Raw genomic sequence first — 22,067 nt, 5'->3', positions numbered from 1 at the left:
TTTATTTTGCCCATATTAACTTTTCCAGGGCCCTGCGCTGACGCCATTTGGAAAGGCGCTTCATCAGCCCCGGTTTTCCCTCCGATGGATCAATTTCGCCCATTCCGTACCAGAAGTTCGCCGAAATCTTCTCCTTGTGCTCCAGCAAAAAAATCTCCTGCGACGGTGATGGAAGCAGGCATATGATGGCATCGGGAGAAAGGCTGTTGATATGGTTGACCAACGCCTCGTCGGTTCCAATGCAATCCTCCAATGCACCGGTACCTGCGATTTGAATTTTTGGAAATTTGGCAAGAATCAATTGCACGCGCTCCGCAATCTTCTCTTTTGATTCCCCGAGTAAAAAGAGACGCTTTCCATTGCGTTCGAGCCGCTTCATCAATTCGTAGAAGAAGGTATGATCCTCTATCTCGAATTTGCGCTGCATACTCCCTTGATTTACAGCCTGCAGAATCGCATTGTCCGCGATCACCGTGTGATCGAGCATCTGGATTCCGTCAGCCACTTTCTCGTCCTCCTCCGCGGCGAAAAGTGTATGCATCGTAATCTCTTCCATTGCGACAAACCCCTGATCCGCAATGGCCCGCTCAACAAGCTGAATTGATTCACGCACCGTATTATTGTTTAGTTGTAGCTCCCCAATATGTAGTTCTTTTATCATAGCGAATCATAGTATAACAAATATATTTTGCTTGCGCAAGTGACCTTATTCCCACTCCATTTGTAACAAAAAATTTACGATTTGGAGTAAAGTTTATTGTTTTTTTACAAAATTTTTGCGTGGATAACTTTTGTGTTTCACGCCCTATCCACATTAAAAAGGCGTGGATAATGTGAATAAGTTCGTTTATAACTTGTATTTTCGCCCCCTTTTCACGAGTGAAAGTGGATAAATCGCATCCACTTATCCACTTGAGCCTTCCTTTTCCGTGAAACATTTCTCAATCTTTGTGCAACCTGCTATATTTCATTTTTCACTTGACATATTTTAATCAAAAAAAGAGATTTGCAATCTGCAAATCTCTTTTCAGCATTTATTTTTGTCTCAATTAGAAAATACGACGAATGGTAATCAATGATCCTTCATTAACTGATGAAACAATAATTCCGGTTCTGCTTGTGCTGGCATGAACCATGTCTCCACCACCGATATAAATTCCTACATGTCCGCTAAAGCAAAGGATATCTCCCGGCTTTGCATCACTTAAGTCGCTACCTACGGAATATCCACATGAACGCAAGCTGTATGAGCTGTGTGGCAGGCCGACACCAAACTGTGCGTAAACACTCATAACGAATCCTGAACAGTCTGTACCGTTGGTCAGGCTGGATCCACCATATACATATGGGTTGCCTACGAACTGCAATGCATATCTTGCAACAGCTGATCCGTCAGATCCATCCGGTGCATCATATGAGCGCTCGCTTCTTGAGCTTGAGCTTGAAGATGAACTGTTTGAACTGCTGCTGTTTCTGCGTGCACGTGCTTCTTCTTCGGCTTTCTTCTTTGCCTCTGCCTCTTTCTTGAGACGAGCCTTTTCTTCTTCCTTTGATTCTGCTACTTTAAAGTAGGTATGAAGTTCTACAAATTCTGCAGAAACATATCCCTTTTCTTCGCCAACCTTAACTTTTACCCATCCATCTTTGGACTCGTCAAGCACGGTAAGCTCTTCTTCTGCATCTACATATTCTACGATTTTCGCATCGGTAGATGGTTTCTTACGCACGCGCAAGGAATCAACTCCAACCTTTGCAATTCTCTTGCTGATCTTCTTGGCAGCTTCTTCATCGCCGACAATCAGATACTCTGATTTAATATATCCTTCACATCTTCCTGATGTAATATGATACCAGCCACCTGCTACTTCTTCTACCAGGGTAGCTGCTGAGTTTGCATATAACTTACCAACCACTTCACTGTCGGTATCTGCTTTGCTTCGAATGTTTACATAATCTTCTACATTCGATACTGCGATATTTGCGAATTCACTCTGAGCAGTGGTAACTGCTTCTTTTTTATTCTCAGATACATTTGCTTTTGAAGCAACCTGTACTTCTTCCTCTGTGTCAATTGCTACCTGCATAACCGTTGATGCGAATCCGGCTGTCGGCAAGGACGCCGTTGAAAGAACAGATGCTGTATAACTAGTAACTCCAGCTGTTGGGGTGTCTGCCAGTGCTGCGATTCCAGATCCTGCTGCCATAGTTGCCGCAAGCAACACTGCTGTTACCTTTAAGCTTCTTGTTTTCATGATTGAAATAACCTCCTAATAAGTCCGTTGAAACAATTTGTTTCGAAGTTCTCATTATATTGTTACGAATTTGTTACATTTATTACGAACCCATTATAACAAAGGGGCCATACGATGTCAACCCCCACATTTTCCCGTTTAGTGTCTGTTACCATTCACCGTCTTTGACATTACAGAAGCATCCTCACCCATGGCCCGGTAAGCCCTGAACCATTTTGCGAATATTTTAGGTTTTCACTATGCAAAAGGCGAGCATCACACATGTGTCTTTTGATTCAAAATTGTACAGGCATTCAAAAGACATATGGTAATCAGGATGCGAGCTTTTGCATATTAGAAAACCAAAATATTCTTGCAAAGTGAAGGGCTTACCGGGCCAGGGGTGAGGATGCCAAAAAAATGCAGACTGTGAATGGTAACAGAGCACTACAGGAGGGGGGTAGTCAATAAAATAGGGAAATAGGATAAAAGGATTAGCTAGTTTGAACAATTGACATCTATGGCGGAGGATGTCATAATAGGATAAAAGAACTATATACTAACAAGTACTATGAGAAGGGAGCTGATGCACATGAACATCGCACCAATCAACAGTGCCTTAAGTGCAGTTCAGACAGCGACCCCAACGAGTCTGACCGGAAAGGTCAGCATGGAAATGCTGGACAAAACACTCGAGAGCACCGAAAAAGAGAATGCCAACCTTGTAAAGATGATGGAGCTTTCCGTTAATCCGAATGTTGGCAGCAACTTCGACTTATCGGTTTAAAACTAGTTCAAAAACAAAGAGCTGTGCATTACACAGCTCTTTTTGTTATATCTATTTGGTTGCAATGGCTTCAATCTCAAGCATTACATTTTTCGGAAGACGCGCTACTTCCACGCAGCTTCTTGCAGGATATGGTGCCGGGAAAAATTCTGCATAAACTTCATTGATGGCAGCAAAGTCGTTCATCTCTTTGATGAAGACGGTGGTCTTGATGACATTTGCAGTGCTTGTGCCGGCAGCTTCCAGCAGGTTGCTTAAGTTTGTAAATGCCTGACGCGCCTGTGCCACAGATCCTTCCGGAATGTTTCCGGTGGCAGGATCTACAGGAATAACACCTGAGGTATATACCATGTTGTTGACTTCGATGGCCTGTGAATAAGGTCCGATTGCTGCAGGAGCCTTATCGGTTGCGATTACATTTTTCATGTTGTACTTCCTTTCTTATCTATGTTGATTCCAATAGTTTTATCTGTTCAAACGAATCTTTCCGTCGTCGAGTGTAATTTTTCTTTCTTTATATAAGTGTCCGATTGCACGTTTAAATGCAGCCTTTGACAGTCCCGTTTCTCTTGCGATGACTTCCGGCGATGCTTTTTCGGTAAACGGAAGCACGCCTGCGTATTCATTTAATAAAGAAAGAATCTTGTCTGCATCCGTATCCATTTGAATATATGCTTTCTCGCGCATGGTCAAATCCAGCTTGCCGTCCTCTTTGACAGCAACCACCTTTGCCTCAATGATATCACCGATTTTGAGATCCTGATGTCCTTCATGCTTTGGAATGCGGGCAGAATATTTGTCATCCACTGCCACGAAGGTTCCAAAGTTGTCCGAAAATTCATAGACACGGCCGCGAACCATATCGCCGGCCTCATAAGGTGCACGCTGCGAAAGCAGATGGTACAGGCCACGCATGGTTGCGCAGAGGCGTTCACTCTTGTCGATGTACATAGAGACAAGCACCTCATCTCCGGCATCGATTCGTCCGACCATCTGTTTATATGGAAGGAAGAGATCTTTCTCGAGTCCCCAATCCAAAAATGCACCGATCTTTGTGATTTCTTTTACTTTTAATACGCCGAATTTGCCAATGGTCAAAAGCGGCTCGTTGACCGTTGCAATCAAGCGGTCCTGAGAGTCTTTATATAAGAAAACTTTGAGTCGCATACCGAGCTTTGCATCTTTTGGCAATTGTTTTGCCGGCAAAAGCACCTTGTCTGCAGTATTGGTTTCCTGTGCAAGATATGCACCAAAATCCGTCATCTTAATAATGGTAAGTTCCTGAAATTCTCCTAATTTCATCATGTTTCTCCTTGTCTTTCCGTCCAATGTTTTTCCGTCCACTGTGTTTCCGTCCTTTTTACGATTGATACAGAAATTGCATGGTTGCATAAATGCCGCCCTGCGCATCTGCCATGACAACCGTATATTTGTCTTCTTCCCTGGCAATCTTAGGGAAAAACGTATCTCCCTCTCTTGCCTGTTTCTTATATTCTGCACGAACTTCCATGACATTGCAATCCTCCGGCAACAATTCCATTGCCAGTTCCACATAGCGTCCGTTGTTCACATGTCCGTTCGTGTCTATCAAATGTCTGGTCACCGGAATCGTCTCACAATCTGTCATTTCTTCCGGTACCTGCAATTTGCGTGCGCAATAGTTCATCTCGATACGTTCGTCAAATTCATAGACATCAAATTCCGGTGTCACTTTGGTCGGCAGATTGCGCTCCGTATCGATGAAGGTCCAGATGCTGTTCGCATATGCCAGACATTCCCCGTCAAGCGACTCCAGAATAAAATTACGGTATCCGAAAAAGCCTTTGATTTCATACGGTCTGGTCACAATTCGCACCTGCTCATACAGACGCGGCATCCGGTTTAGACAAATCTGCCATGCATTCAGGACCCATGCACGCTTTCGCTTTGCGAGCAAATCCACTCCCACATGCAGACTCTCCGATTGAAACACGGAACTGTCCTGAAAATAATCAAGCAGCTTGACCCATGTTAACTTTCCTTCCAGATCCACCTCGCTGTAGCGAATGCGGCTTTCAAAACTGTACATGCATTCTCCTTTATATACCACAAAACCCCAGCGATTACTCACTGGGGTCTGTCCATTAGCTGGCCCACAAGGATTCGAACCTTGGAAATGACGGAGTCAGAGTCCGTTGCCTTACCGCTTGGCGATGGGCCAATGTTGTCAACAAATGGTATTATACATACCTTCCACACCAATGTCAACAACTTTTTAAAATATTTTTTATTTTTTGCCTTATGGTATGACTTCCTGGACCATGACCGTGATGGTTACAGTGGTGGTCGCAGCTTTGTATTTGTTTGTGGCTGCAGATTTGATTGTGATGGATATGGTTGCACTCTCTCCCGGTGGCGCGTCAGCATCAATGGAGACGGAGCCGTCTGTTCCCACATGCAGCCAACTCTGACTCGGGGTTCCGATGGTATAGGTCACGGCTGCGCCGCTGTTGACCGATGCGGAGATGACAGTGGATTCGCCCGGAGCCAATGTATAATCTGTGGAAACGGTAATTTTGGCTTCTTTTAATTTTGGCTTATCCTTATCCTTGTCTTTATCCTTATCTTTATCCTTGTCTTTCTTGTCGTCCTGTTTCTTTTTCGGATCTTCCTGTACATGGATGGTCACTTCAAAATCAGAGGCTGCATATTTGTCAAATTCTGCCGCATGAACCGTAATGGTACAGGTACCGGCCTTTTTCGGTGTGACAACGCCGTCGGCGCTGACGGTTGCAACTTTCTTGTCCGAACTCTTGTATGTCAACGGTGCATCGGCATTGCCGGTGGTATCTGCATCCAATGCAAATGCCTTGCTGCCTTCCTTGACCGTGTAGCTGGCGGTACCACTCCAGGTCTGCTGCAGTTTGTCGACATATTTCACTCCGCCATGGCAGACAACATAGGTGCCGATCTCCACATTGTTATAGAGTGCCTCTGCTGCCTCAAGCGGCATATTGATGCAGCCGTGGCTGCCGCCGTAAAGATAAATACTACCGCCAAAATTGCTGCGGTAAGTTGTATCATGGAAGCCGATGCCTCCGTTAAATGCACAGAAATAATGTACCCACACATGCCAGGTCGGTCCGTTCAGATAGCGGCCTTTGTCATGGGTAAAAATCTGGTAAACACCCTCCGGCGTGGTTCCGCCGTTTGCAACGCATCCGGTAACCACATCGGTATCTACCACAAGTTTATAGTCTTTATAGACATATACATGCTGGTTAGTCAGATCAACTTCACAATAATTGCCTTTGAAATCAACAATTCCATTGGTTGAGTTGTCTTCTACGGTATGATATACCGCATCGATTGTCGCATCTTTTTTGTTTTCGATGGCCTCTTTGAGTCCGTCATAAAAGACGCTCGCATCAACTACAATTCCGTCCACCGGCGCATCAATGGAGATTTCATCTCCAAGTGTTGTTTTGAAAATCCGGTCGGACTTTTTGGTCCGGTTGTGTTCCTGCGCAAGATTGCTACAGAATTCGGACAGCGCATCCTCGGATACGATAACCTCATCGCCGGTTCGCGATACGGTCAGCCAGCTTGCGATGGTATCTTTGTCAAAATCAATTCCGACAGGGATATATCCCTCCGGGGAAAAATATACACCCAGATGTAAATTCAAAAGTGCATTGGCATTTTTGACGCCTTCCGCAACATTCGGATAATCTGCTGCCTTCAAAGCCGGAGCCGAAACCGTCTCGGTCGTCAAATTGATGGCCGTGGTCAATTGTGCAGCCTGCTTGCAGAACGCCTCTGCCGCAGATGTATAATCGAGTATATCGCAGGCTTTGCCGTTGCAGGCTTTAAAAGCATGCTTTTTGCTGTCATATTTGATATACGGACGGTTGCTGACCAGACATGCTTCCAGCGCAATCTCCGCCTCGCTTTTTTCTTTTTTTGATTCTTTGTCTTTTTTCTTTTTACCGTCTTCGGACTCGGATTCCTCAGCCTGTCCTTCCGTAGAGACACGCTCAGAGAGCGCCTCGTAATAAGCCTCCGACAAAGCAGTCTGGAGTGCATTGGCATCGATATCTGCTTTTGCAACAGATACCTGAATATCCTGCCCCGGCTCCGCTTCCTTCAATAATTTTGTCAAATCCAGCGAATCATCATAAGTCAGGTTCAGCGCGTCTTCGCCAAGCGTGATTTCATATGTGTTCATCGTGACAATTGCAGAATAATCTGCAACCGCATCGGTCAACGCTTTCTTCGCTTCCGTTTCATTCATACCGCCCACGTCAACTCCGGAAATATGGTAGTTCTCCGGAAACGTCTTGTTTTCCGTGCTCTTTGCCGCGCAACCTGTACCCCCTAATACAAGCAATGTCAAAAAAGCACAAAGCATCCATCTTTGTTTCATTTGTTTCTCTTTTCTAACTTTCTATAAATTTTCCCTTTTCTAAACCATTATAAGCACATTTTATAATTTTGTAAATGAAACCACTTGACTATTTGTCCGGTTTCTATTATGATATCTTTCGTTAGTTCCATATGGGCTTGTAGCTCAGCCGGTTAGAGCGCACGCCTGATAAGCGTGAGGTCGGAAGTTCGAGTCTTCTCAAGCCCATTATCATAAAATGCCACAGGAAATCCTGTGGCATTTTTCTTACTATATTTTACATCCATTCCGTACTCATCTTTTTGTCCGGCCATTCGGCCTTTCTCGATTCGTATTGCTCATTGATCCAGTCCACCGCCGCTTTTCTGCCTTCATCGGTAAAAGGAAACTTTGCATCCGTCTTTTTGGAATCATCCGTCTTGTCAAAGATATACGGTCCGGGCCAAACCCATGCGTGAAATTCGTCCGCCTCAGGCTCCTTGCCCAGGACAAACCGCATTCCACCCATCCAGCCGGTAAAGTCCGTCTTCTTATAATAGTTCATATTTAATGCATCATCATATGTCAGCATGTAAACACCTGCCTTTTGGTCTCATTCCTTATTCATCCCCGTAAGTTTTTGGTCCATAGATGATCTTCGTGGCACGCTGTGGATATTTGTCTTTGTCAAACTGATAAAATTCATGACATTCTTCGTCCCATGCATCATACGAATCCAGCTGCGCATCGGTCTGCATAAAGCAGGTAATCCGATAATTGCTGCTTCCCGGACCGGTATCGCAATGATACCATCCGTCACCGTAATTGACCAGATTCCAATAATGGTCACTCGGTCCGTTCACTCTCGTAACGCATTGATTGTCGATGCCTGCTCTCGTCAGCAATGCCGCATAGATTGCATAATAGGTAAAGCAGTCGCCGCGTCTGTCCTTGATTGCGGTATACGCACCTTCCCAGATATTTTCGGTATCGGAATCCACTGCAGAATAAGAAATATTATTCTTGCACCACCAATACAATGCGGATGCCACTTCATACTTGCTCATGTCATCCGTTGTTTCCTGCGCAATGATTTCATCGACAAGCGGCCCGATTTTTTTCTCCGAAAATTCCGGTGCTTCCGTCACCGTCATGGTCACAGTCACACTTGATTCGTTGCCTGCCGCATCCTTTGCGATATATGTGATCGGATAAGTGCCCGGTGTGTTTGGATCCGCCTGACTGTTGTCCACCGTAATCTCAGGGTCCATGCCGCTGTCATCCGTCACTTTCACATGTGATTTGTAAGCTACGCTGTCGCCTTCTTCAATTGTAAAATCCTCTTGAAATGTAAATACCGGTGCCGTTACATCTGTTTCCTGCGTCTGTGTCACTGACTCAGTCGTATGATCCACACGATGTACCGCATTGCCGCATCCGGTTAGCATCTCCATCATTGTAAAAGCCATCGCCATGGCCATTACATTAGTTCGTTTCTTCATGGATGACCTCCGTTTGTCACAGTATTTACATTTTACACTATCTGACCAAAATAAGGCAAATGGTAATTTGTCTATCGATTAAATGTGTCTTTAATTTTCATCCTTCTGGTTCGTATTTCTGCTATCTGTCCGAATCAGCCGAACCACCAACAAGGTGGAAAGCAATAAAAATGCATAGATCAGATATGCATATCGCACCTCACCCAGCAACTGTTTACACGCTGCAATCAATGCAAAGGTCAGCTGTCCGATCAATCCCGAAATCGGAAAGACAATGGCATTGGCCTTTTTAAAATCATCGGTTGCAAATGCAGACAGTACAAAAAGCGGCATAAAGATCTGAAACAGTGTGATGATCAGTCCAAACATCACCACCGAAATATAAACCGGTACCGCCAAATTGGTAAAATTCAAGATCAATGCCACAACGAACCATACCACCAGAATGCAATATGCTTTTCGCGTGCCCATACGATGTGCAATGGTTCCGGCAAGCATACTTCCAAAGATGCCAAGAATGGCACAGGCCGATAGCATCCAGGCCGCCCCGGATTCAAATGCAGTACCCTTGTATCGCACGAGCCACTGTGCCATCAATCCCGTCTGAGCGATGCTGCATGCACCGATGCAATAGATGATTGCCCAAAGCGATCTGGATTTGAGCAAGTCCCGCAGTGTGATTTCACTCTGCGGTTGTTTCGTCTGATGCCCGGTCACATGCGCGGTCGTTTTGTCCGGGTACTCGCGCACGAAGAGCAGACACAGCACAGCCACAATCAGCAGGACCGCCACAACCGTATATACACCGGCTGTGGCAGAATATGTGCGCGTAATTCGTCCCAGCACGGAAACCATCACAATGGTTGCCACCGGTGGTCCCATTGTGATAAAGCCCATTGCCAGTCCTTTTTCCTGTGCAAACCAGTTGGCAACCAAAGTGTTGACGCCCAGATAAAAAATACTCTGTCCGCAGGAAATCGTGCCGATCAGTCCGATGAGCAGCAGGATATAATTCGGTGCGGTTCCATAGAGAAATGCGAATCCCGCCGTTCCGACCAGACATACAATCAGCAGCCATTTCGCCCCGATATGCTCGCAAAGCTTTCCCAGCAAAAGATTTCCGAACACGCTGACAACTCCGGCAATCGATACAAGGCTTAGTACACGCCCATAATAATCCCATCCGTTCGCCTCTGCCAGAAGCGGCAGAAGCACATTCTCCGAATCGGAAGTCGACGCATTTGCCAACAGCGCCAGCAGAAAGCAAAATACGATTGTAATATAGTGTCGTACAGTAAAATTATATTTCGATTTCATTCATCATCTCTCATTTCATATTTCTTATTGCGTATTATTTTTATAAGCGGTATGCGCTGTGATAGCCATTGTCCATCGCCTGGTAAATCATACCCACTTTGTTGCAGTCACCGATGATGCGCGCATCATCCACGCAATCGCAAAGTGCATCCACCAGAGGATATGGTGCGCGGAATCCCAATGCACATACAACGGAATCTGCCGGAATGACAAATTGTCCCTTCTCTTCGTTTTCTACCAGGACACCTTCCGGAACAATCTCAAGCACCTTTGTCTTTACATAACAGGTCGCACTCTCATGCACATGCGGCATCAGGCCTCCCCGATAGAAAGAATTCACTTCGAGGGCCACATCATCTTTCATCTCGATGATGGAGACTTCATGCCCCTCATGCGCAAAGCTGCAGGCAGCTTCCGCGCCGACAAGTCCTCCACCCATGATTGCGACACGCTTGCCAAGTTTTTCCGGATGCAGCTCCGCCTCGATTGCCATGCATACATGCGGACTGTCGATGCCTTTGATTGGCGGTTTCAGCTCGTTCGAACCGATTGCAACAAATAATGTATCAGGTGCAAATGCTTTTACATAATCCGGCGTCACCTCAGTGTTGAGGATTACTTTGACTCCTGCACGATCCACACGGCGCACGAGCACTTCACACAATTTGCGAATATCCTGCTTAAAGAATGCACTTCCTGCCGGATGCAGGTTGCCACCAAGGCGATCCGATTTTTCCACCAGTGTCACATCGTGCCCACGGTTTGCAGCTGTGATGGCCGCCTCCATGCCAGCCGGGCCGCCGCCTACGACGAGTACTTTCTTTTTCTCCGTTTCCGGCACTTTGCATTTGATTAATGGTGCATTTAATTTTTCTTCCAATTGATGTCCCTGCGTTGGATTAACCGTACATTTGATCATTTCCAGCTGACCGGTTGCTCCAAAACATTCATAGCAGCGCAGACATGGATTGATATCATCCGCGCATCCGCATTTCGCTTTGTTTGGCAGATACGGATCTGCGACCAGCGCTCTTCCGATTTCAACCAGGTCTGCCTGTCCACTCGCAATGATTTCTTCCATTTGCGCCGGATCGTTTAATGAGCCGACACAGGCAACCGGATGCTTGACATGTTTTTTAATTTCCGCTGACAAATATACATTGACGCCGCGCGGGAAAAATGAATTCGGATGCGTACGACAGAACATCGCCGGATCTTCATGATTGCCGCATGAGATATTAAACAAATCAACCTTGTCATCGACAAGCTTTGCAACCTCGATATAATCTTCCAGCGACAGTCCGCCCTCCTGGAAATCATCTCCGTTCAGACGCAGTTCAATCGGAAAGCCGGGTCCAACCGCTTTGCGCACTTCGTCCAGTGCCAGCATCAAAAAACGTGCCCGATTCTCGAGACTTCCCCCGAATTCATCGGTGCGATGATTGAATACCAGCGAAAGAAACTGGTTGAACAGCCAGCCATGTGCCGCATGCACCTGCACCATATCATATCCGACATCCTTGCAAAGTTTCGCAGATTTACCATAGGATTCGATGATTTCATATATTAATTCCTTTGGCATCTCCTCGACATGTCCGGCAGGCATCTCCATTTCGCTCGGTCCGTATGCCTTCGCACAAGTGCCGATGTCTCCGCCGACAGATGCCAGACCACCGTACATACCGCCATGTGACAACTGGATATTGGCCAGACCTCCTGCATTATGAATCATGCGTGTAGATTCCGTCAGTCCCTGACGGACACCAAATGCATCCAGCTGTAACTGCTTGTTGTGACTTTTTCCGGTTGCGGAATGAACGATTGCCTCGCCGTAAGTCACCACTGCACAGCCGCCCAATGCTTTTTCTTCCAGATAAGCTGCCATTTCAGGCGTAAAAAAACCTTCTGTTGTAATCATACTCGGACTCGTCGGTGCCGCGATGATACGATTCTTTAATCTTAAATTGCCAATTCGAATTGGCTTGAATAAGTTTGGATATACCATAAAAAAACACCCCTTTCGCTACTATCAGTATACGAAAACGGGGTGTACCTGTTCAACTTTGCTTTTTCCGTTAGTTAACGGAAATTCTCTGTGATGTTGCGGCTGATATTAATCGTCAGATCTTCCAATGATTTGCCGGAAAAGACCGCTTTTAATTCTTCCGGATACTGTGCAAGTTCCATCGCAATATAGTAAAACCACCCCAGCGTCGGACGCATGGACTGCGGCATCTGCATATACATCACCGTGCGGATGTTTCGCGCATAGCGACAGGAGGTCTCTTTGCCCAGATCTACGAGGCTTACAACACTTTGCGCCAGACGGTTATTGATCTGATAATAGAACAAAAATCCGTTGGTCAGCACGCAAAAATAGTCACTTTCCATATTGATTTTGGAAGGGCACGGATAGCCGGTTTCTTTTTCCAGCCGTTCTTTAATTTCCGCTAGTAGCGGAAGTATATTATTTTTGTTTGTCAGGCGGTAACACAGACTGTTCGGGAAATATTCCGCCATAGGCAAAAGCGGTGCCTGATACAAATATCGGTTCTTCAGACTGTATAGATACAAATCAATTCCAATCTGATCGGACGCATCCAACAGTGGAGAGACTTTTAATACCGGCACGCGGAAGGCCTGATATAATGCATCAGCGCGCACTGTGCTCACAATCAGGGATGCATTCTTCTGGTCAATCAAATTCCTCTCATGTAGCGTGAATGGTCCGTACAAATCCAAAATCGCGCCGTAATGCTGCTTCAGCTGGTTCATCAGGCACATTGTAGTGCTGTCATTAAAATGGCTGATGACCGCTGTCGGGATTCCGCTTCCACGCCGTTTTTGATAAAGCGCAGACTCCGCCAGAATCATCGGCGGCAACAGATAATTCTCCTCCTGACTGCCCAGAGACATCTCACATCGCTCCTCCAGGAATCTGCGCATGAAATGCACCATTTCTCCGAGGAACGGATATTTCTTGCGCAGCTCTTCTCCAAGCACCCGGTTCGGCCGTGGCGGCGTCATCATGCCTGTTCGGATTCCCTGCACATGTCTTGTTAAACCGACATATAACATATCGTCCTCTGAGAAATCAATTCCGTATTGCGCATTCAGTGCTTCGCGCAATTCATCCACGATTGCACGGCTCGTCTCATCGGTACGGCTTAGGAAAATGAAATCGCGCTGAGTATTCTTTTCACATAGAAATACAAGCTGCTGCTTGATTTCGGACAGATAACGATATTCGCTTTTGGAGAATTGGATCTCCCAGATGCGCTCCATCTCCTGCAACAGTATTTGCATAGACGCATCGATTTCTCCGGTAGGCTCCGTAATGCGGGCAGCTCCCAGCTGCGCCTGCAAAAATGACGCCGGCGCCGGAACAACCGACTCCACCGGTTCCGACATATCCTCTATCGTAAATCCGTTGCGGTTGCGCAGATACATTACCACCACTGTCATGGTCAGATAGACAAATGCATAATCGTCCAGATAGGTGTCGGTCTGTGTTAATTGTTCATTTAACAATTCCTGTATCTTTGCCAATTGTCCGGATTTAAAATCATCTTTCAGCAGAATGATTCCCTCTTTGGAATCATAATCCCAATTCTCCACATAAGTGCGAATCAAAATACTGCGTTTCTTTTTTTCATCATCTTCAATCCGAATCTGATTGCCTTTTCGCTCAATCTTTAAATACGGATATTGTTGACTGTAACGATGGCGAATGGATTTGATATCTTTTTCCATCGTCGCATGGCTCACATGGATTTCATCCTCAAGCTCGCCGAGATTTTGCCATCCGACTTTTGCAAGCAGTCTCAAAATCAGTGACAGTATGCGGTCCTCCTTGGTCTGATAATTTTCCATTGTTGCAAACAATTCCAGCAGGTTCTTTGGATTTTGCACGGACAGGAGATACCCCTTGCTGTGCACTGCTTCAATTTTGATTCCATAACTTTCAAGTTGCCGGTTGATTTGGGTAATATCCGTGCGCAAAGTCCTGTCAGAGATTCCCATTGCCGAGGACAGTTCCTTGCCGGAATAGACTGTCTGTCGGGCATTCAGAAGCCACAGGATCTGCTTTTGTCTAGATGTTAAATTTACATTTATCATGTTTACTTCTTATCCTCCCGAATCAGCGCCTTGATTGCTTCTGCCACGCGGATGGCATTGATTGCCTCCATCGCTTTGTCATATTCTTCTTTTTGTTTCTTTCGAAGCATTTCCTCTTCCTGCTCTTTTTGCATCTGTTGCTGCAAATGCTCCGCGCGCTGTTTTTCAAACCAGCGCGCATAAGCGTCCTCCTCTTCGCGACGTCGTTTCATATCAGGTGTGGTGCCCAGTATCCTGCCGGCATCTATCTGCGTGCCATTCATCAGAAATTCATACGCCTCGCGTGCAATATAATACTGCTCTTTTGATCCACCCAGTGCATCCGGATGAAAGCGCTTTGCCATATTCTTATATGCAGATTTTATTTCATCCTTTGTTGCAAGGATTCCGACTCCCAGAATTCGGCAAGCCTCTGCTTTACTTCGTATCATATTGCTTCCTCTTAGAACTGCACAGTAATCTCTTCACACAGGCAGTCCCCGGAACTGCCACCCACATAAATACGGAACAATCCATCTTCACGTACATATTCTTCCGAATTGTTATAGAATCCCATCTGCGTCTTGTCCAGTTCCAACATCACTTTTGTGCGCTGTCCTGCGGAGAGCGTCACTTTTTGGAATCCTTTTAATTCTTTCACCGGACGGACAAGACTTGCAGTTACATCCTGCAGATACATCTGTACCGTCTCTGTCGCTTTGCAGTCTCCGGTATTCTTTAAACTGACACTCACTTCAAATTTGTCTCCACAGTCTTTGACCTGCAGATCATGATATTCAAATGTAGTATAGCTGAGTCCATGTCCAAACACAAATGCGATCTCATGTCCCGCATCCAGATAGCGGGAAGTAAATTTGCCTCTGGTGCCCGGGCGTCCGGTATTCGGATGGTTGTAATAAACCGGACACTGACCTGTCATAAGCGGCATGGTGACCGAAAGTTTTCCCTCCGGAACCTTTTCGCCAAACAGTACATTTGCAACTGCATTTCCCATTTGAATGCCCAGATGCCATGTTTCGACAAGCGTCGGGCAATGTTCTTTTTCCCAATCGAGGGCGAGCGGACGACCGTTTTGGAGCAATACGACAACCGGCTTACCGGATGCCTGAAGTGCTTCAAGCAGTCTGCGCTGCTGTCCCGGAATCGTGATGTCTGCACGGCTTGCTGCCTCGCCTGACATGGCAGTCGTCTCTCCAACCAGTGCCACGATGACTTCACCGTATGCAATTGCCTGTGCAACCTCATCTTCGTTATAATCGCCTTCCGGTCCCGCACAGCGGAAATATTCGAAATTGGCTTTTTTGTTTTCCAATCCCATTTTCAAAGAGACACAGTCTTCCGGCTGCCAGCTCAAAGCCCATGAGCCGACCACTTCTTCCGGCATATCTGCCAATGCGCCAACCAATGCAATCTTTGTATCTTTTTTCAATGGCAATACATGATCGTCATTTTTCAAAAGTACAATTGATTTCTCTGCCGCTTCCCGTGCGAGTTCCACATGCTCGGCCGGCAAAGTGTCATAGCGATGCATCAGTTCTTCAGGAACATACGGATGTTCAAACAATCCCAGCCATTTCTTGACACGCAGGATTCTGCGCACGGCATCATCAATCACCGATTCGTCCACCAGTCCTTCGCGCACCGAATCTGCGAGATGATTGCGGTAAATATTGGTGCCCATATCAATATCCAGTCCGGCAATTGCAGCCTGCCTTCCGGCATCCGCATTGTCTGCTGCGATTCCGTGAATCACACATTCGCGAATTGCATTCGCATCGCTGACAACCAGTCCGTCAAACTGATATTCTCCCTTGAGGATTTGACGCAGGGTATATTGATTGACGGTGCACGGAACACCATTCAAATCATTAAATGAAGCCATCACAGTCATTGCCCCCTCATCCACTGCAGCCTTAAATGACGGCAGATAGACATTGCGCAAAATGGATGGAGACATTGTCGTCGTATTATAATCGCGCCCTGCTTCGCACGCACCATAAGCAACATAATGCTTCAGGCAGGCTGCCACATAATTGTCCGTGCATGACCGGTCATTTTGAAGGCCACGCACCTTTGCCCGTGCAAACAAGCTGCCCAGATACGGATCCTCGCCCGGGCCTTCAGAAACGCGTCCCCATCTGGCATCGCGTGCAACATCCAGCATCGGTGCGAAATGCCAGTTCACACCTTTCGCACGGGATTCTTTTGTCGCCATCCGTGCGGTGCGCTCAAACAGGTTCTCATCAAAGGCGCATGCCTCCGCAAGTGCAATCGGATAGATACTGCGGAATCCATGGATGACATCGAGTCCGATTAAAAGCGGAATTCCCAGTCTTGTTTCCTCCACCGCAATATGCTGCAATTCATTGACCTTTTCCGGATCCTGGCACATCACAGATCCCACCAGTCCGGCTCTGATATCATCCTCATGATAATCACGCTCTGATGTACGCATCAATTCTTCAAATTTTTCCTGTGAAACGCGGCCGTCTGTCACCATCTCAATCAATTCTTCAAACGGAACATCAAACCCTCCGACCAATGACACGGATGCCTGATTCATCTGGCCGATTTTTTCCTCCAGCGTCATTTTGCCAAGCAGTTCTTCCACGAATGCTTCTGCAGTTTTTTCTAATTTCATAGTTGTTTCCTTTCTCCTTATCATCTGATAATCCTATTATAACGCAAAAAAGAAGCATGGCATATGCTCCTTTTTTTGCAATTTCCATTCTATATGGAGTTAAATGAAAAATTAATTTTCATCCAATTCAAAGAACAAGGTCGTGTAGCGGCCCATGTCGTAAAATACAGGGTGAACGGGAAGGGGAAGTTTGTCCTGTATCTCACGCCCTTTCTTTTTATTTATTCCAAGGATCACCGCATTAATCGATACTCCTTCTTCGAATTCCACTTCACCGCAGACATATTTGAGTCCACGGTCCTCGAGTTCAAGACGGGCATTTAATACACCTGTAAAAACAAAGCTTTTGAGCATTGCCTTACCACTCATCTGTGTCCACTCGGTTTCGATATATCCGCAACTGTTGCATGCCAAATGTGGCGGAAACTCAATTGCACCACACTCAGGGCATTTGCGCGCCAATATTTTGCCTTCTTTTAACCCATTCCAGAATTTTTCGACAATATGTTCCGGATTCCAGAATTCCTCGGTTGTCATTGTATTTTGATCCATATTATCCCTCCTAAAATCCTGCTTTTAAGATGATGGCACGCACATTCTGTGCACCACCAAATCCACGCAAAAATGTATATTTCGGTAATTTTTTCACCTGTCTGCTTCCGGCTTCGCCGCGCATCTGCGTAACAGCCTCAAATACATCTGCAAGTCCGGATGCGCCAAATGCATGACCATAAGAAGTGCGTCCTCCATTTGGATTGATTGGCTTATCCCCATCAAAGGCGGTTCGACCTTCCAGTACATACTTCCAGCCTTCTCCTTTTGGCAGATATCCGATTTCCTCTGCGGCAAGGAATGCTGACGAACCGATAAAGTCGTTGACCATGACCAGATCGATGTCATCCGGAGTCAAACCGGTTGCGTCATAGACCTGTTTTGCGGCAATTGCCGTTGCCTTCTTTTCCAGATGCGGCACAATCGCATCGAGTACCGATGCACCGATCGCCAATACTTCGATAGGTTTATCTGTAAATTTGTGCGCGATTTCGGTCGGAACGACGATGCAGGTAGCAGCTCCGTCTGCCACACAGGAATCACTCGAGGTGCGCAGATATTGTGTCATCTTCGGGTTATATGGGCTCTTCATGTATTCCCAGACATCATCATATCCCGCTTCTTTTGCCATCTCGTCAAATGTCTGACGCCGGATTGCTCGCGGATTCAAAGCGCCCGCGCGACGCATATGATACGATTGATGATTCAGAACATCATCCACCTGCTCCGGTGTCAGATGATTCTCATGCGCATACAGATTAATCCAGTCATCATGATTCATACCAGGTCCGCCGCCGAGATAACGGCCGTATGCACGATCAAAGATCGAATCGAGATCCGGGAATAATACTTCTGTCGACAATTCCACACGCATATGATCCGGTGTATTGCCATCCGGCATACCGGTACCACAATCACAGGCGCCGGTCAATACAATATCATACGCGCCGGAAGCCACAGCAAATACCGCTTCTTCCAGTGCGATATATCCGGTACAGCATCCTTCGGAATGGGAAAGCGATCCCTTTCCGCGCATACCAAACCAGTCAGCAACCTGTACATTCGGTGTGATACAGTTATTCAGAACATGCGGGTTTGCAGAACCATGGAAAAAATATTGTACATCACGAGGCTGTACATTTGCATCTCGCATCGCATCAAGCGCGGCACGGCCAAATAATTCTCCATTGGTCAATCCATGATATGTCTCATTTTTAATCAGATTCATAAAAGGTGTTGCACCGATTCCAACGATGGAAACACTTCTCATATTTTTTCCAAGCTTCACATTCTCGACCATAGTTATGCCTCTTCTTCGATATAATCTGCCAACTTGCTGATGGTTTCAAACTGTCCGAATCTGGCAACCGGAATCATCACATCAAATTCATTCTCAATCGATGCTGTCATGGAAACACGCTGCATGGAAGCGGTTCCAAGCTCATTCAGGTTGGTGTCCTCACTCAGTGTAGAAGCATCTACTTTAAATGCAAGTGAAGCAAACTCTATTAACTTTTCAATAATTTCTTTTCTTTCCATTTGGATTCCTCCTCTTCCTGTTTGTTCTTATTCAAATACCTTTACAAAAGGCTGAGTTTTCGTATATTGTTGCCAATCGCTTCCAGGGACGGATGTTTTCATAAACGCCGTCCACGCATCCAGCATGGATTCCGATAACGAGCGGTCATGCTCGTCCATCTCCCTCCAGCAGCGATCGTATGTGCCAAAGGTATACCACAATTCTGCAGAATGAAATGCAGGTTTGGTCTTACCGTCTTCATCATGTAATTCATGTGGCATATAATAAACATATGCCGGAATTCCAAGTGCATCGCATTTTTGTGCGAATGCTTCATTTTCCGCATACAGCGGACCTTTTTCTTTTGCCCGGACCTGATCCGGAGTGCATCCCAGATCATCAATCACGCATCCAAGCATATAAGGGATATGTTGAAATTCTCCTTTGCGGTAACATTCCTTTACCGTATCTTTCAACAGGATGCCGTCTGCATTTGGGACAAGGCACAGGCCCACCCCAAGATCCATCGCAGCCGCATCAAATTTTTGTTTGCAGGCAAGCACTTTTTCCCACGGAAGTGCCCGCAATTCCTCGAGATTGGATGCACCGGTTTCACGTACAAACAATTCTCCCACCTCTTCCTCCTGTGCGAGAGTAGGTGTAAATAAAAGCTTTTGATTCTCTGCGGCAATTCCGCTTTGCATAATTGCTTTTCGAATCATTCCTTTTGTCAGATCAGAACTGATCAATACCTGTGTGCTCATGCTTCCCGCAGACTGTCCGAATACTGTGATATTGTCCGGGTCGCCTCCGAATGCCTCGATATTTTCGTGCACCCATTTGAGCGCTGCAATCTGATCAAGGATTCCGTAATTGCCGGAAGTATTCGTCTTAGATTCCGCATCCAGCCAAGGATGTGCCAAAAATCCAAAGATATTCAGTCGATACTGAATGGTTACAAGAATCACGTCACGCTTGCAATATTGCGCGCCGTCAAATTCCATCTCACATCCGTATCCGCCTCCGAATCCACCGCCGTGAATCCAGAATGCAACAGGTAATTTTTTGTCATCCTGTGTATTTGGAGCATAGATATTCAAATACAGACAATCTTCATCCATCGGCACATTGTAGGCCGGGTCCGCATAAAATTCACGATAAAAGAATCCGCCCCATGGGGTATCCGGGCTCACTTCCTCCTGCGGACATTTTGCCGCAAATTGTTTTGCTTCGAGCACACCATCCCACTTTTGCGGTTCCTGTGGTGCTTTCCAACGAAGCGCGCCTACCGGTGGTTTTGCATAAGGGATTCCACGATATTCTGTATAACCCTCGTGTTCTATTCCTTCAATTAATCCATACTTTGTCTTTACCATATTTCAATCCTGCCCCGATTTTGAAAAATCGGGCAGGGCAATATGCCCTGCCCGCAAAAAATACATATTATTTTACAAATGAGTCAACCTTCTGCTGATAGTAATCAATCAAAGTCTTGATGCCTGCAGATTCACATTCCTTTAACAAGGTTGCATTATTATCTGCATATGATTTAGAGCCTGCCTCCATTGGAAGCTGATACTTCTGTAATACAGTGTAAACTGCGGTTACGGTATCAGATACTTCAGAGGCATCAACTGCCAATCCGTAGAATTCTGAGAACGGAGCGTTCTTCATGTTTTCAAGTGCCTTCTCACGGAAGTCTGCGCCGTTTCCTGACTTAGGAATTGCATTGAACTGGTTGCCATAGAAGAAGTCTGATGACATATATTTTGCATCCTTACGAACAACAGCCTGTCCATCCACTACATCATAGTCAGTTCCTTCGATACCATATACCAAAAGGTTTTCGATATCAGGATCGGTATACATCAGGTTGAGGAATGCAACTGCTGCTTCAGGATTCTCTGATTTTGCAGGAACAGCCCAGCTCCACTGACGACCGGTCTGTGTGGTAATCGGAATGGATGCGATTTCGATGGTGCAAAGTTCTTTTCCGATTTCTGCTTCCTTAACGGCATCCTGTCCGAATTCACCGGTAGAAAGATATGCGAAGTATACACCGTTTCTGCATCCGGTATCACCTGAGTTATCGGTATCTGCAAGTGCATTCTTGTAGATCCAGCCCTTTGATGACCACTTGTCCAGACGCTCGATGACCTGCTTGTACTCATCTGTTTCGAACATGTTCTTTACGGTATGAGTTGCTGCATCGGTGTAGATATATTTGTAATTGTCTCCTAATGCGTCAAATCCGATTGCATCGCTGAATTTGTCACCGCATAAAACGATGCTTCCAGGTGTAAGCATGGTTCCCTGGTTATCAGTTGGTCCAAACAGTGCAGATACCTGCATATCGCTTGGAAGTGTGTCTAACTTTGCATAAACTTTCTCAAAGAGTGCTTCCACTTCTGTCCAGCTGGTAAGCTTCTCAGCTTCCTCTGCAAGACCGAGCTCGTTTAAGATGTCCTGTCTCATCTCAAGATAGATATTTGAGTTGTACTGTCTGTAGCATGGCAACGCATAAATCTTTCCATCGACTGTGGTAGATGGCAGATACTCGCTCAAGAGTTCCTTTGTCTCCTTTGCATAGTCATCTACATACTCTGTGATGTCCATCAACTGGCCCTGTGCCTGCATTGTGGTAAATCCACAGGTTGGGATTGCAGTACACATAACAAGGTCAAATTTTTCGCCGGATGACATCATAAGTGGCAACTGCTCAATGTAAGATCCGATATCAAGCTGATTCAGTTCAACCTTAACATTGATTTTTTCCTCGGAAATCTTGTTGATTGCCTCAGTCACTGCTGTATTGTCGTTGCTGAAAGAAGTGTTCATCTGGTAAAGTTTGATGGTCTGTAATTCATCAAACTTATCCGGAGTTTCGTTTTCTGCCTTTGACTGATTGCTAGTGTCATTTTTGTTGTCCTCTTCTTCGGCAGCGCCGCATCCTGCAAAAAGAGATGCTGACATTGCGCCCACCATCAGGAGCGACAAGAGTTTTTTCTTCATACGTTTTTCCTCCTTAATACATTA

The 22,067-nt window shown here is 46.0% G+C and carries 20 protein-coding genes and 2 tRNA genes; 2 read left to right on the top strand and 20 right to left on the bottom strand.

The genetic code is table 11. The features are described from left to right. Position 1 precedes the first annotated feature (1 nt). The 3 genes from CSX02_RS13340 to CSX02_RS13335 form a co-directional block, all read right to left on the bottom strand. The gene (locus tag CSX02_RS13340) at positions 2-613 is read right to left on the bottom strand and encodes a WecB/TagA/CpsF family glycosyltransferase (RefSeq protein ID WP_189281597.1); all 612 of its coding nucleotides are present in this window, start codon (positions 611-613) and stop codon (positions 2-4) included. Positions 614-617: 4 nt separating this feature from the next. Further along, complete coding sequence (locus tag CSX02_RS13440) at positions 618-938, bottom strand: hypothetical protein (RefSeq protein ID WP_143248196.1); 321 nt, start codon at positions 936-938, stop codon at positions 618-620. A 111-nt stretch (positions 939-1,049) separates the two neighbouring features. Next, the gene (locus CSX02_RS13335; RefSeq protein ID WP_099387036.1) at positions 1,050-2,252 is read right to left on the bottom strand and encodes a C40 family peptidase; all 1,203 of its coding nucleotides are present in this window, start codon (positions 2,250-2,252) and stop codon (positions 1,050-1,052) included. Positions 2,253-2,823: 571 nt separating this feature from the next. Here CSX02_RS13335 and CSX02_RS13330 point away from each other — a divergent pair. Beyond that, a complete protein-coding gene (locus tag CSX02_RS13330) occupies positions 2,824-3,018 on the top strand; it encodes a YjfB family protein (RefSeq protein ID WP_031544474.1) in 195 nt (64 codons plus the stop codon). Positions 3,019-3,069: 51 nt separating this feature from the next. Here the strand turns inward: CSX02_RS13330 and CSX02_RS13325 are convergent, their stop codons facing one another. The 5 genes from CSX02_RS13325 to CSX02_RS13305 all read right to left on the bottom strand — a co-directional run bounded on the left by CSX02_RS13325 (position 3,070) and on the right by CSX02_RS13305 (position 7,423). Further along, positions 3,070-3,444 carry a RidA family protein gene (locus tag CSX02_RS13325; RefSeq protein WP_099387035.1) on the bottom strand — a complete coding sequence of 125 codons (375 nt, stop codon included), beginning with the start codon at positions 3,442-3,444 and terminating at the stop codon, positions 3,070-3,072. Positions 3,445-3,483: 39 nt separating this feature from the next. Further along, on the bottom strand, positions 3,484-4,320 hold the full coding sequence (locus CSX02_RS13320) for a CvfB family protein (protein WP_031544470.1): 837 nt from the start codon (positions 4,318-4,320) through the stop codon (positions 3,484-3,486). A gap of 58 nt (positions 4,321-4,378) precedes the next feature. Beyond that, the gene (locus CSX02_RS13315) at positions 4,379-5,086 is read right to left on the bottom strand and encodes an acyl-[acyl-carrier-protein] thioesterase (protein WP_031544468.1); all 708 of its coding nucleotides are present in this window, start codon (positions 5,084-5,086) and stop codon (positions 4,379-4,381) included. 59 nt (positions 5,087-5,145) lie between these two features. Next, positions 5,146-5,218 (bottom strand) — tRNA-Gln (locus CSX02_RS13310). A 78-nt stretch (positions 5,219-5,296) separates the two neighbouring features. Beyond that, positions 5,297-7,423, bottom strand: a complete 2,127-nt coding sequence (locus tag CSX02_RS13305) for a L,D-transpeptidase family protein (protein ID WP_099387034.1) — start codon at positions 7,421-7,423, stop codon at positions 5,297-5,299. A gap of 133 nt (positions 7,424-7,556) precedes the next feature. Between CSX02_RS13305 and CSX02_RS13300 the strand changes: the two genes are divergently transcribed. After that, positions 7,557-7,630: transfer RNA gene (locus CSX02_RS13300), tRNA-Ile, on the top strand. 49 nt (positions 7,631-7,679) lie between these two features. On the opposite strand, the gene CSX02_RS13295 is transcribed toward CSX02_RS13300, so the two are convergent. From CSX02_RS13295 to CSX02_RS13240, 12 genes are all read right to left on the bottom strand, one after another. Beyond that, positions 7,680-7,973 (bottom strand): hypothetical protein, encoded by a 294-nt coding sequence (locus tag CSX02_RS13295; RefSeq protein WP_031544464.1) that lies wholly within the window; start codon positions 7,971-7,973, stop codon positions 7,680-7,682. 28 nt (positions 7,974-8,001) lie between these two features. Then, positions 8,002-8,883, bottom strand: coding sequence for a transglutaminase domain-containing protein (locus tag CSX02_RS13290; protein ID WP_099387033.1), 882 nt, complete (start codon positions 8,881-8,883; stop codon positions 8,002-8,004). Positions 8,884-8,973: 90 nt separating this feature from the next. Further along, the gene (locus CSX02_RS13285) at positions 8,974-10,200 is read right to left on the bottom strand and encodes an MFS transporter (RefSeq protein WP_099387032.1); all 1,227 of its coding nucleotides are present in this window, start codon (positions 10,198-10,200) and stop codon (positions 8,974-8,976) included. 40 nt (positions 10,201-10,240) lie between these two features. Beyond that, entirely contained in the window at positions 10,241-12,205 is a 1,965-nt protein-coding gene (locus CSX02_RS13280) for an oxidoreductase (RefSeq protein WP_099387031.1), read from the bottom strand. Between the two features lie 74 nt (positions 12,206-12,279). Next, a complete protein-coding gene (locus tag CSX02_RS13275) occupies positions 12,280-14,319 on the bottom strand; it encodes a BglG family transcription antiterminator (protein ID WP_099387030.1) in 2,040 nt (679 codons plus the stop codon). A gap of 2 nt (positions 14,320-14,321) precedes the next feature. Continuing rightward, complete coding sequence (locus tag CSX02_RS13270; RefSeq protein ID WP_099387029.1) at positions 14,322-14,750, bottom strand: DnaJ domain-containing protein; 429 nt, start codon at positions 14,748-14,750, stop codon at positions 14,322-14,324. An 11-nt stretch (positions 14,751-14,761) separates the two neighbouring features. Further along, entirely contained in the window at positions 14,762-16,960 is a 2,199-nt protein-coding gene (locus CSX02_RS13265) for a glycoside hydrolase family 3 N-terminal domain-containing protein (protein ID WP_099387028.1), read from the bottom strand. Between the two features lie 111 nt (positions 16,961-17,071). Beyond that, positions 17,072-17,512, bottom strand: coding sequence for a Zn-ribbon domain-containing OB-fold protein (locus CSX02_RS13260; protein ID WP_242970490.1), 441 nt, complete (start codon positions 17,510-17,512; stop codon positions 17,072-17,074). A 10-nt stretch (positions 17,513-17,522) separates the two neighbouring features. Further along, complete coding sequence (locus tag CSX02_RS13255) at positions 17,523-18,812, bottom strand: thiolase family protein (RefSeq protein ID WP_099387027.1); 1,290 nt, start codon at positions 18,810-18,812, stop codon at positions 17,523-17,525. A gap of 2 nt (positions 18,813-18,814) precedes the next feature. Then, positions 18,815-19,051 carry an acyl carrier protein gene (locus tag CSX02_RS13250; protein ID WP_031544447.1) on the bottom strand — a complete coding sequence of 79 codons (237 nt, stop codon included), beginning with the start codon at positions 19,049-19,051 and terminating at the stop codon, positions 18,815-18,817. A gap of 27 nt (positions 19,052-19,078) precedes the next feature. Further along, positions 19,079-20,407: a carboxylesterase/lipase family protein gene (locus CSX02_RS13245; protein ID WP_099387026.1), complete on the bottom strand. Its 1,329-nt coding sequence runs from the start codon at positions 20,405-20,407 to the stop codon at positions 19,079-19,081. 67 nt (positions 20,408-20,474) lie between these two features. Further along, positions 20,475-22,043: an extracellular solute-binding protein gene (locus CSX02_RS13240; protein WP_099387025.1), complete on the bottom strand. Its 1,569-nt coding sequence runs from the start codon at positions 22,041-22,043 to the stop codon at positions 20,475-20,477. Between the last annotated feature and the right edge of the window lie 24 nt (positions 22,044-22,067).

This window comes from Agathobacter ruminis (genome assembly GCF_002735305.1).
Lineage (GTDB): Bacteria > Bacillota > Clostridia > Lachnospirales > Lachnospiraceae > Roseburia > Roseburia ruminis.
The sequence above is the reverse complement of the archived record's forward strand: the minus strand, read 5'-3'. Positions and strand labels throughout refer to the sequence as shown.

What these genes read in the sequence shown, in the direction of transcription:
- CSX02_RS13440 (WP_143248196.1), bottom strand. Translation starts at nt 938, where the DNA reads ATGTTTCACGGAAAAGGAAGGCTCAAGTGGATAAGTGGATGCGATTTA.
- CSX02_RS13335 (WP_099387036.1), bottom strand. Translation starts at nt 2,252, where the DNA reads ATGAAAACAAGAAGCTTAAAGGTAACAGCAGTGTTGCTTGCGGCAACT.
- CSX02_RS13330 (WP_031544474.1), top strand. Translation starts at nt 2,824, where the DNA reads ATGAACATCGCACCAATCAACAGTGCCTTAAGTGCAGTTCAGACAGCG.
- CSX02_RS13325 (WP_099387035.1), bottom strand. Translation starts at nt 3,444, where the DNA reads ATGAAAAATGTAATCGCAACCGATAAGGCTCCTGCAGCAATCGGACCT.
- CSX02_RS13320 (WP_031544470.1), bottom strand. Translation starts at nt 4,320, where the DNA reads ATGAAATTAGGAGAATTTCAGGAACTTACCATTATTAAGATGACGGAT.
- CSX02_RS13315 (WP_031544468.1), bottom strand. Translation starts at nt 5,086, where the DNA reads ATGTACAGTTTTGAAAGCCGCATTCGCTACAGCGAGGTGGATCTGGAA.
- CSX02_RS13305 (WP_099387034.1), bottom strand. Translation starts at nt 7,423, where the DNA reads ATGAAACAAAGATGGATGCTTTGTGCTTTTTTGACATTGCTTGTATTA.
- CSX02_RS13295 (WP_031544464.1), bottom strand. Translation starts at nt 7,973, where the DNA reads ATGCTGACATATGATGATGCATTAAATATGAACTATTATAAGAAGACG.
- CSX02_RS13290 (WP_099387033.1), bottom strand. Translation starts at nt 8,883, where the DNA reads ATGAAGAAACGAACTAATGTAATGGCCATGGCGATGGCTTTTACAATG.
- CSX02_RS13285 (WP_099387032.1), bottom strand. Translation starts at nt 10,200, where the DNA reads ATGAAATCGAAATATAATTTTACTGTACGACACTATATTACAATCGTA.
- CSX02_RS13280 (WP_099387031.1), bottom strand. Translation starts at nt 12,205, where the DNA reads ATGGTATATCCAAACTTATTCAAGCCAATTCGAATTGGCAATTTAAGA.
- CSX02_RS13275 (WP_099387030.1), bottom strand. Translation starts at nt 14,319, where the DNA reads ATGATAAATGTAAATTTAACATCTAGACAAAAGCAGATCCTGTGGCTT.
- CSX02_RS13270 (WP_099387029.1), bottom strand. Translation starts at nt 14,750, where the DNA reads ATGATACGAAGTAAAGCAGAGGCTTGCCGAATTCTGGGAGTCGGAATC.
- CSX02_RS13265 (WP_099387028.1), bottom strand. Translation starts at nt 16,960, where the DNA reads ATGAAATTAGAAAAAACTGCAGAAGCATTCGTGGAAGAACTGCTTGGC.
- CSX02_RS13260 (WP_242970490.1), bottom strand. Translation starts at nt 17,512, where the DNA reads ATGGATCAAAATACAATGACAACCGAGGAATTCTGGAATCCGGAACAT.
- CSX02_RS13255 (WP_099387027.1), bottom strand. Translation starts at nt 18,812, where the DNA reads ATGGTCGAGAATGTGAAGCTTGGAAAAAATATGAGAAGTGTTTCCATC.
- CSX02_RS13250 (WP_031544447.1), bottom strand. Translation starts at nt 19,051, where the DNA reads ATGGAAAGAAAAGAAATTATTGAAAAGTTAATAGAGTTTGCTTCACTT.
- CSX02_RS13245 (WP_099387026.1), bottom strand. Translation starts at nt 20,407, where the DNA reads ATGGTAAAGACAAAGTATGGATTAATTGAAGGAATAGAACACGAGGGT.
- CSX02_RS13240 (WP_099387025.1), bottom strand. Translation starts at nt 22,043, where the DNA reads ATGAAGAAAAAACTCTTGTCGCTCCTGATGGTGGGCGCAATGTCAGCA.